This window comes from Flavobacterium sp. (assembly GCF_036405015.1).
GTDB lineage: Bacteria > Bacteroidota > Bacteroidia > Flavobacteriales > Flavobacteriaceae > Flavobacterium.
This window is the reverse complement of record NZ_DASWYK010000242.1, coordinates 1-11,299: the sequence shown is the minus strand read 5'-3', so window position 1 is coordinate 11,299 and position 11,299 is coordinate 1. Positions and strand designations below refer to the sequence as shown.

Below are 11,299 nucleotides of genomic sequence, written 5' to 3'. Positions count from 1 at the left end.
TTTTTGATGAACATTATCAATATTTAGCGAAACAAAGAGGTCGAAAAGCATTAGACGGAAACGGAAAATTAGTTCTTTTCCCAGGCTCAGGTGCTGAAACTTATAAAATGGCAAATAATGCTAATAGTACGATTTCGGCTTTACAAGTAATTACAGAGAATCTATTAAACCTTTCGGGAAATGAATTGTCAAAAGAAGACGTTGAATATTTAAAAGCATTTCAAAATAGAATTCCACCTTTGAATTTCGGGCAGATTGAAAATCATAAAGTTCTGCTTCCTGCTAAAACATGGGAACGTGTTAATAATACGGAAGTTCCACAATTATATCCTGTTTATCCGTGGGGAATTTACGGCGTTGGAAAATCAGATTTAGAAACGGCTTTAAATACATGGAAATATGATTCTGATGCTTTAAAATTTAGAAGTCATGTGGGTTGGAAACAAGACAATATTTTCACAGCTCGTTTAGGTTTGACTAATGAAGCAGTAAAATACAATACTCTAAAAATGGCCAATTCAGATCGACGTTTTCCAGCATTCTGGGGACCAGGTTTTGACTGGGTTCCAGATCACAATTGGGGAGGTTCAGGAATGATTGGAATGCAGGAAATGCTTTTGCAGGAAGCAGACGGAAAAATTTACCTTTTTCCAGCTTGGCCGAAAGAATGGAACGTTCATTTCAAATTACATGCGAAACATAATACTACGATTGAAGCCGAATTGGTTAATGGAGAATTAAAGGTTTTAAAAGTAGTTCCAGAAGAAAGAAAAAAAGACATTATAAACCTGATTGGAAAATCAGAAACTGAAAAAATTACCATAAAATGATTAAGAAATTAGTTAGTTCATTTGCTTTAGCAATGCTTTTGACAGCAAATGGACAAGCACAGAATACCAATAAACAGCTTGTAAAAGTTGATTTTGACTTTTTCCAAAGAAGATTAGAAGAAGTTCACGATCCGAGTTACGATTCGTGGGTAATTAATGAAAACAAAGAAGACCAGAAAACGTTTAATGGAGTAACTTTTAAGCTAAAAGGAAACTTCACCTCAAAATGGTATAAAGTCGGAATGAGCGCTCCGTTTTATAATAAATTAGGTGCTGACGGACTCGTTACAGCTGAAAATTTAGAACTTAAAATAAGCGGTTTAAAAGAAGGAAAACATACGCTTTTAACTTTCCACAATGCATTTGATGTTATTACAGGAAAAACTTTTTCGCCAATAAAAATCTTCGTAAACGGAAAGCTTCAGGAAACGGTAAATGCGAGTCAGAGAGCCAATGCAAAAGCAGATGCCGCAATGGTTTACATTACATTCAATGCTGAAAAAGGAAAAGATGTAGTGGTTCGTTTTGAAATTGATCCAACAAACAATCCAGATATTGTAAAACAAATCGTGGTGAATGGTTTTGAATTAGATACGCCAAACTTAATGAATCAGGCACGTTTTCCACAACCTGCAAACAGAGACGAGCATGTTGAAGTGACTAAAAATGTGATTTTAAAATGGGATGCTCCAAAAAATGTTGTTGCTCATAAATTGTATTTTGGTTTGGATCAAAATGTGGTAGCAAACGCAACAGAATCTTCAAAAGAATTCAAAGGAAAATTGACGGATAAAAGTTTCTCAGTTTCTGATTTATACAGCGGTTCAACTTATTATTGGAGAGTAGATGAAGTGGATAATAGCGGGCAAGAAACTTTAGGAAATGTTTGGTCGTTTAAACCAGCTCAACTGGCTTTTCCAGGTGCTGAAGGTTACGGAAGATATGCTGTTGGAGGTCGTGGCGGAAAAGTAATTGAAGTAACAAATCTAAACGATGACGGACCAGGAAGTTTACGAGACGCGATTAATCAGGAAATTGGGCCTAGAACGATTGTTTTTAATGTTTCGGGAAATATTAAACTGGCTTCAAGATTAGTAGTAAATCAGCCTTATATTACGATTGCTGGTCAAACTGCACCGGGTGAAGGAATTACGGTTACGAGAGCTCCGATTGGATTGACTGGAAATGAAGGCGTAATTCGCTTTTTGAAAGTGAGAATTGGTGGTGGAAAAACTTTTGACGGAATGGGATTAACGGGAGCTAATTTTAGTATTATCGATCATTGCTCAATCAGTTGGACGATTGATGAATCGTTTAGTTCACGTGGCGCGCATCATATTACATTGCAGCGAACTCTAATTTCTGAGGCTTTAAATGTGGCAGGACATGATAAATATGAAGCTGGAAAAATGCACGGATATGCTGCTACAATTGGTGGCGATATCGGAAGTTTTCACCATAATTTATTAGCGCACAATCAAGGAAGAAACTGGAGTATTGGTGGCGGTTTAAGCGGTGACGGGTTTTATACAGGAAGATTAGATATTCGTAATAATGTCGTTTACAATTGGGGAAAAAGAGCAACTGACGGAGGAGCAAACGAGGTGAACTTTGTAAATAACTATTACAAACCAGGTGCTTCAACTGGAATTTTTGTTGCCTTGAATGCACAACATGAAGGCGTTGGAAAAGGAATGCAACGTTATTTCTTTGATGGAAATGTGATGCCGGGTTATTTCGATGAAAAAACACAGGATAAAGGAAGAAAAATGACCATTACAAACAAAGAAATGGTTGAGTACGAAACTTTCGTTAACAAGCCGTTTTTTGAGTCTTATGTAAATACACAATCGGCTAAAGGAGCTTATAAAAATGTACTTTCGGATGTTGGTGCAAATCAGCCGTTTTTTGATAAACACGATAATAGAATTATTGAGGAAACTAAAAAAGGAACTTTTACTTATAAAGGAAGTAAAAGCGGTTTAGGAGGAATGATTGACAATGAAGATGATGCTGGAGGATGGCCAAACTTTCCATCAGAAAGTCGTCCGACAGATTGGGATACCGATCATGACGGATTACCAAACTGGTGGGAAAAAGCTTTTGGTTTAAACGAAAATTCACCAGCAGGAGATTTCTCAGATGCGAATTCAGATGTTGATAAAGACGGATTTACACAATTAGATAATTATTTAGATTGGTTGGCGCAGCCTCATTATTTTATCAATTTGAAAGATAAAAAATCTTTAACAGTTGCTGATTTTTTCAAAGGTTATGAGAATAAACCAGTTTACACTTTTTCTGAAGTTAAAAACGGAAAAGTGAGTCTAAAAGGAAAAGAAATTCAGTTTACTGCTGAAAATAAAGGATTTGCATCATTTGTAGTAACAGTAAAAGATGCAGAAGGAGATTCAATGAGCAGAACAATCAATTTCTTCGTAAAATAAATATTTAAACCATATAAGTCATATAAGAAATTATAAGATTGACTTAATGTATTTAAAATCAGAGTTTAGTTTAAATGAACTTATATTACTTATATGGTTCAAAATCAAAATAAAATGAAAAATTTATTAAATGTTTCTCTTAGCTTATTTTTTGTTAGTGCTGGAGTAGTGGCGCAAAACAAAGGTTTGGTGGCGAATTCACAAAGTCCATATTCTAAATTGCAAAGCGTTGGTTTGCAAGATGTAAAATGGACCAACGGATTTTGGAAAGAACAATTTGATGTAGAAACCAAAAATACCTTGCCGTATATGTGGGATTTGTATCATAGCGAAACTTCTCATGCATACAAAAACTTCGAGATTGCAGCAGGATTAGATAAAGGAACTTTCAAAGGGCCTTCTTTTCATGATGGTGATTTCTACAAGATTTTTGAAGGAATGGCAGCAACTTATGCTGTTACAAAAGACAAAAAACTGGATGCCGAAATGGATAAAGCCATTGCGCTTTTCGCGAAAGTACAGCGTAAAGACGGTTATATTCATACGCCCGTTTTGATTGACGAACGTTGGGGAACTTTAGGTCCAGAAGAAGTTAAAAAACAATTAGGTTTTGAGAAATACAATATGGGGCATTTAATGACTGCTGCCTGTATTCATTATCGTGCCACTGGAAAAACGAATTTCCTGAATATTGCCAAAGGAGTTGCCGATTTTTTGTATGATTTCTACAAAAAAGCTTCACCAGAATTGGCTAGAAATGCGATTTGTCCGTCTCATTATATGGGAATTGTCGAAATGTACAGAACGGTAAAAGATCCCAAATATTTAGAATTGGCTAATAATCTGATTGATATTAAAGGAACCACAAATGATGGAACCGATGACAATCAGGATAGAGTTCCGTTTAGACAACAAACTACTGCAATGGGACACGCTGTAAGAGCAAATTATTTATACGCAGGAGTTGCCGATTTGTATGCAGAAACAGGAGAAAAGAAATTACTAGACAATTTAGAATCTATTTGGGATGATGTAACGTACCGTAAAATGTACATTACGGGAGGTTGTGGTTCTTTATATGATGGAGTTTCGCCTGATGGAACTTCTTATGATCCAACTGTGGTTCAAAAGATTCATCAGGCGTATGGAAGACCTTTCCAATTGCCAAATGCAACGGCTCATACCGAAACTTGTGCCAATATTGGGAATGTGTTATGGAACTGGAGAATGCTTCAAATTACGGGAGATGCAAAATATGCTGATATTGTCGAATTAGCACTTTATAACAGCGTACTTTCAGGAATGAATTTAGAAGGAGATAAATTCTTGTATAACAATCCGTTGAATGTTTCGAATGATTTGCCGTTTCACCAAAGATGGGGAAATGTGCGTGAAGGTTATATTGCGTTATCAAACTGTTGTGCGCCAAACGTAACGAGAACAGTTGCTGAAGTTGGAAATTACGCTTACAATCTTTCAAAAGAAGGTTTGTATGTCAATTTATATGGAAGTAATAATTTGAATACAAAGACATTGAATGGAGAAGCATTAGAAATTGAACAGCAAACAAATTATCCTTGGGACGGAAAAATAACTTTGAAAATTGTAAAAGCGCCAAAAGACGATTATGCTTTTCTTTTACGAATTCCAGGTTGGGGTTCAGGGGCTCAGATTTTTGTAAATAATTCGCAAGTTATGGGCAAGATCTTTTCAGGTACTTATTTCAAAGTAAATCAAAAATGGAAAAAAGGCGATGTGATTGAATTGAACCTTCCGATGCCAGTTGAGTTAATGGAAGCGAATCCATTAGTGGAAGAAGTTAAAAATCAGGTTGCTGTAAAGAGAGGACCACTAGTTTATTGCTTAGAATCAGATCAGCTTCCAGCGAATACAAGTGTAAATGATGTGATTTTAAACTTGAATTCTGATTTCAAAACAGATTTTACAGAATTGAAAAACAGAAAATTAGTTACAATTGAAGCTAATTCGACTGTAAAAGAAGACAGTAATTTATGGAAACATATGCTTTACAAACCGATTTCAAAAGACGGAAAATCGTTGACTGTAAAATTGGTTCCGTATTTTGCTTGGGGAAATAAAGGACAAGGTGAAATGACGGTTTGGATGTCACATTAATTTTTTTTGGACGCGGATTGGACGGATTTATTTCGTAAAGACGCGGATTAAAACGGATTTTAATCTTACTGTTTGTCATTCCGAGGGACGAGGAATCACACTCGTAACTCGACAAAGATTGGCGATTAAGATAGCGGAATCTCTAGTGTGATCTTTCCTTCGTCAAGGTGACAAAACAAAATCAATAAATAAAAAACTATGAAATATATTCTAGCTTTATTTTTAATAACATTTTCTATATCAGCACAAACGCTCGATAACAAATTAGTGTTAACTGTTGCTCAGGATGGTTCAGGGGATTTTAAAACCATTCAAGAAGCGATAAATAATGTCAAAGACAATTCAGGAAAACGAGTTGTAATTACTATAAAGCCTGGGAAATATATTGAGAAGTTAGAAATTCCGGTTTCTAAATCTTTTATTACTTTAAAAGGAACAGATCGAAATAAAACCATTATTTCGTTTGACGATTATTCTGGGAAACCGCTTCGTGAACCAGATCCGTCGGGAAAAGAGCAATTTGGAACAGGAACTTCGTATTCTTTTATGATTAAAGGAAATGATTGTACACTCGAAAATCTGACTGTCGAAAATACAGCAGGAAGAGTAGGGCAGGCAGTTGCGCTTCATATTAAAGGTGACAGAGTTATGGTGAAGAATTGCAATCTTTTAGCCAATCAGGATACGCTTTATTTATCAGAAGGAAATACCCGTATTTATTTTGAAAACTGTTTCATCAACGGAACGACCGATTTTATTTTTGGAGCCGCAACAGCTTATTTCTATAAATGTACTATTGAAAGTTTAGTAAATTCTTATATCACAGCAGCTTCAACTCCGCAAGGGCAGGCTTATGGTTTTGTTTTCACAGATTGTAAACTTACTGCGAAAGACAAATCGGTAGATAAAGTCTTTCTTGGAAGACCTTGGCGACCTTATGCTCAGACTGTTTTTATTAATACTGATATTGGTTCGCATATTATTCCAGAAGGTTGGAACGCTTGGATTGATACTAGATTTCCTGAAAAAGATAAGACGGCTTATTATGCTGAGTATGGAAGTAAAGGTTCTAGTGCTAAAGATATGTCTCAACGTGTTTCATGGTCGCATCAATTGAAGAAAGAAGATGTAAAAAAATACGATAGAGATTTAGTTTTGAACGGATGGAATCCGAATGCTAAATAATAACTTCCATGTTTTAGTGTCTATCAAAAAAAGTTAAGATAGATTTTAAAAATATAAATAAATTATTTTACTAAAAATGCCTGCTATGATTGACAATTGTCTTCTACTAGCAGGCATTTTCATATACTATGATAAAAGAAAGAGAAGTAGAAAAAGCTTCTTTTTTTTCTGTTTATCAGAAATTACTTTTAAAAATTCAGATTTAATTTTAATTTATTTTCAAACATTCCTGTAGTATCCTGTATTGATTTTGTAGCCTTTTTAGTGTAAAATAAAATAGTTTTAAGTAATTAACTCTATCGTTTTCGTAAAAAATCGCTTTTTTGTAAGAAGTTATGAATCAGTTAACATGTATGGGGTTTTGCAGAATAAATAAGTAATGCTTATTTTTGATAAAAATCTTGTTGTTTTTTAATCAAAATAGGATATTAAATTTGTTTTTATGCAAACTTTTGTCTCAAATATTCTATTCCATATACTTTTTCAATCTTATTTTTATTAATATTGTTTTTTTTATGTCTTTTTTTTTTGAGATTATATGATTAAAACAGGATAGAGCAGGACGGTTGTAATGTATCATCGTTATATTTTTGGAAGACAAAAAAATAAATGTGTTTTAAACATTTAATAAAATTCTTTAAGATTTCTTTAAGTTAAATTTTATTATATTAAAGGAACATGTTTAACATGACTAACTAACAATTAATAAACTAACCAAAAAAAACATTTATGAAACAAGCACTTATAAAAAGATGTAGTTTTCTTTTGTTTACACTGATGAGTGTGCTGAGTTTTGCTCAAAACTCAAGTAATCAAGTTACAGTTACAGGAACAGTTACCGACAATTTAGGAGGACTATTGCCTGGAGTTAACGTAACTGAAAAGTCGACCAAAAATTCAGTCACTACAGATTACAATGGAAAATACCAGATTAAAGTTAAGAGTGGGGGAACATTAGTTTTTTCTTTCATCGGAATGAAAAAAATTGAAATTCCTCTTAATAATCGTTCTATCGTTAATGCAAAAATGGAAGACGATTTTAATCAATTAGAAAATATTGTTGTAGTTGGTTATGGTAGTCAGAAGAAGAAAGAACTTACTGGAGCTATTGCTACTATTAAGGCTGATGACTTAATGGACTTGCCAGTAACCAATTTATCGGATGCATTAAAAGGATTAGTTCCCAATCTTAAAGTAATTGGAGGATCTGGACGTCCAGGGGAGGCAGCGAGTCTTGAAATTCGTCAAACATTCAGTTTATCTAAAGATGGAGGTTTTAGTATTCCTTTGATAATTATTGATGATATGATTCAGATTGATCCTGCTAATGGTAAGCCTACATTAGAGCAATTTAACAGATTAGATCCGTCTGAGATTGAAAGTATTACTGTTTTAAAAGATGGTTCTGCTGCTATTTACGGTTCACGTGCTTCACAAGGAGCAATTGTGGTGAAAACTAAAAGAGGTAAAGCAGGTAAAGCAAAATTCTCATACAACAGCCAATTTGCAATAAACGACGCCGTTAGTCATAGTAAAGTGTTGAATGCCTATGAGTTTGGTGTTTTTAGTAATAGATATTTTAAATCAAGAATAGCAGCTCCAGCTGTAATTGATCCAGCTACCATATATTCAGATGCAGAATTAGAGCAAATGAAAGGTTTAAATTATAACTGGTTGGAAGAAGCTTGGAAACCAGCAATTCAACAAAAACACTCTTTTAACGTGAGTGGTGGTAGTGAAGATATTACCTATTTTGCGGGTGCAACTTATCTAACACAAGATGCTAATTTAGGATATCAAAAATATGATAAATGGAATTTCCGTACAGGTATTAATGCAAAAATTGCTAAGAATTTAGATTTTTCTGCTTCTGTTTCTGGAAATGTTGGATTCATCGATAAATCATTTACTAAAGCATCTTCAAACATTAGTGATGGTAGTTATGGTTCTGCTGCAGGTGGAGAACAAGCTGATTATGGATTCTTGTTACACATGCCACAACATGTGCCTTGGCAGGTTAATTTAAATGATGGAAAACAATATTATGTATCACCATTTCCTAATTCAAACAAAAACTTCGGAAGTGCAAATGCAAATAATAATATTGCAGGTTGGAACTATTTTGCAAATTTAAATAATGGTTCACATCAAACTACAGATGATAATACATTTAATGTCAATGCTTCGTTAAATTATAAGATAGCAGCAGTTAAAGGGTTGTCTTTTAAAGTAAGTTATTCTAGAAATCAAAGCTCAACTTATAATGAGCAAATTCAATTGCCATACGATTTAGTTAGAATTAGAGATTATCAACTTCAGGATAGACACTTAGCTAGTGCTGCTAATCCTAGTTTCTATAATGCAACTACTAATCCAACAGGAAGTTATGTTCTTGAAACCAACGTAAGAAACTCAAGAGTTTATTATAATACTACAAATGGCAAGAGTACTCAAGGCGATTTCTTGATTAACTATGACAGAACTTTTGGAGATCACCAAATTGGAGCAATGGTAGGTGGAGAAGCTTCAGAAGTATATAGTACATTTACACGTTTAGCATACGAACAAACAGGGAAAGATTATTTAGGAGACTATCGTACAGCAGGTACTTTAAGTACTTCTAATAGCCAGGCTACGAAAGTAGAAGGAGGAACATTGTCTTATTTTGGACGTTTGAATTATAGTTTTAAACAAAAATATTTATTCCAATTTATTTTGCGTAGTGATGCTTCGACAAAATTTGCACCAGAAAATTATTGGGGAACTTTTCCATCTGTTCAAGTGGGTTGGGTTATGTCTAAAGAAAATTGGTTTGAAAAAAGTTTACCATGGGTTGACTTCTTTAAAGTTCGTTACTCTATCGGGAAAACTGGTAAAGACAATATTATGCCATGGAGATGGGAGCAGTATTATGATCTTATCGTAGATAAAGGTTTTCAATTTGGTCCTGGTACAGCTACTAGTGGTGGAGGATGGAATGGAAATGGTTTGACTCCTAGAGTAAATCCAAATAGAGATGTGACTTGGGATACTACTATAAAAAATAACGTTGGAGTTGATGTTAACTTGTTGAAAAACAGATTAAGCCTGACTTATGATTTCTATTATGATAAAAATAAAGAAATGTTAACAGACATGAGTAGTGCTGTAGGTGTGCCAATTTCTGTAGGAGGTGCTTATGCTGAACAAAACTATGGTAGAATTGATGCATGGGGACATGAAATTAGTCTTAATTGGAATGATAAGATAAAAAGTAATATGAGTTATAATGTAGGATTCAACTTTAGCTATGACAATAATGAAATTAAGTTGTATCCTGATCAAGGAAATTTAGTTCCATCTAACCAAACTAAAAGAGAGAGCTATTCAACATTTAATCCAGTATGGGGATTTGCAGTTTGGAAAGGAACATCTACAGGAGATGGTATTTTGCGTACAGATGCAGATATTGCAAATTATTGGGCATATTTAACAGAGCGTGCTACTGCAGTTGGAGGAGTACCAAGATATTTTGATATCAATTCTGCTGCCGGAATGAGAAAAGGATCTTTGGCTTATCAGGATGTTGCAGGTCAGCTTAATCCAGATGGATCAATGTCAGGGGCTGATGGACAAATTATAAAAGAAAATGATTATGTGAAATTAGCGAACAGCAGTAGAACTTATAATATTGTTACAAACTTAGGTTTCAAATATGACGGATTTTCTTTGAGAACTCAGATATCAACTTCTTGGGGAGGAGCTAATTTTGTTGACTTGGTAAATCAAGGTACATCATCGGCACACAATATGTGGTCTCGTGAGAGTTTCTGGAAGGATATGTACAGTGATGATAATCCAAATGGTAAATATCCTAACGTTGCACAATGGACTTATATGTCTAGCCCATCAGATTTTTGGCAGATAAGTACTTTCCGTTGCTTTGTTAGAAACTTAAGCCTTAATTATGATATTCCTAAGAAAGTTTTTGCAGACACAAAAATTGCTGCTATAACTTTAGGTGTAACAGGTAATAATCTTTGGGATTTATACAATCCTTATCCAGATCATTATAGAAATATGTATGATAACTCTTCTGTGAATTATCCTACACTTAGAACTTGGTCGCTTAATTTTAACGTATCATTCTAATCAAATTAAAAAGAAACTATGAAAACACCATTTAAATATATAACACTATCACTATTACTTGCTGTAGGTGCTGCTTCTTGTAGTGATGATTTTCTAAAGGATAAGAAAGGTTATGGTTTTTACGATGATACATTCTACCAAACCCAAGAGCGTGCGCAAGCGTATGTAGATAATCAATATTACGATTTTTATAATGCGTACAAGTCACCAACTGCAACAATTATTGGTTCATATACAGATACCAATTCTAGATTGACTGAAGAATTGGGAGGAACACAGGATTTTATAAATCCTAATAAGACCATTATAAATTCACAAGATGCAAGTGGTTATTATGGAGCAAAATTAGGAACAAGTATTAACAACCATCCATACAATAGAATTAGAGAATGTAATGCTTTCTTAGAAGACATTGATGTAAAAGGTTCTAATTTGGATAAAACATTTCGTGATCAGGCAAAAGGTCAAATGTATTACATGCGTGCTATGCAATATTTTGATTTGATGCGTGTTTATGGAGGAGTTCCAATAGTTACAAGTGTTCAGGCTGCTTCAGCTAATGATCCATCT

General features: G+C 34.2%; 5 protein-coding genes and 1 pseudogene. All 6 read left to right on the top strand.

Features of this window, described 5'->3' with window-relative positions; translation table 11 throughout:
• Positions 1-830 (top strand): annotated as a pseudogene (locus VGE71_RS21115) (hypothetical protein); the annotation flags it as partial.
• Entirely contained in the window at positions 827-3,277 is a 2,451-nt protein-coding gene (locus VGE71_RS21110; protein WP_331140086.1) for a T9SS C-terminal target domain-containing protein, read from the top strand. The pseudogene VGE71_RS21115 and the gene VGE71_RS21110, both read left to right, overlap by 4 nt.
• A 114-nt stretch (positions 3,278-3,391) precedes the next feature.
• A complete protein-coding gene (locus tag VGE71_RS21105; RefSeq protein ID WP_331140085.1) occupies positions 3,392-5,413 on the top strand; it encodes an aceric acid hydrolase in 2,022 nt (673 codons plus the stop codon).
• A gap of 198 nt (positions 5,414-5,611) precedes the next feature.
• Positions 5,612-6,598 carry a pectinesterase family protein gene (locus tag VGE71_RS21100; protein WP_331140084.1) on the top strand — a complete coding sequence of 329 codons (987 nt, stop codon included), beginning with the start codon at positions 5,612-5,614 and terminating at the stop codon, positions 6,596-6,598.
• Positions 6,599-7,327: 729 nt separating this feature from the next.
• The gene (locus VGE71_RS21095) at positions 7,328-10,729 is read left to right on the top strand and encodes a SusC/RagA family TonB-linked outer membrane protein (RefSeq protein ID WP_331140083.1); all 3,402 of its coding nucleotides are present in this window, start codon (positions 7,328-7,330) and stop codon (positions 10,727-10,729) included.
• Between the two features lie 18 nt (positions 10,730-10,747).
• Positions 10,748-11,299, top strand: a 552-nt coding sequence (locus tag VGE71_RS21090; protein ID WP_331140082.1) for a RagB/SusD family nutrient uptake outer membrane protein, incomplete at its 3' end; no start/stop codon positions are given.

Coding starts and splice junctions, on each gene's coding strand:
- VGE71_RS21110 (WP_331140086.1), top strand. CDS start 827: ATGATTAAGAAATTAGTTAGTTCATTTGCTTTAGCAATGCTTTTGACA.
- VGE71_RS21105 (WP_331140085.1), top strand. CDS start 3,392: ATGAAAAATTTATTAAATGTTTCTCTTAGCTTATTTTTTGTTAGTGCT.
- VGE71_RS21100 (WP_331140084.1), top strand. CDS start 5,612: ATGAAATATATTCTAGCTTTATTTTTAATAACATTTTCTATATCAGCA.
- VGE71_RS21095 (WP_331140083.1), top strand. CDS start 7,328: ATGAAACAAGCACTTATAAAAAGATGTAGTTTTCTTTTGTTTACACTG.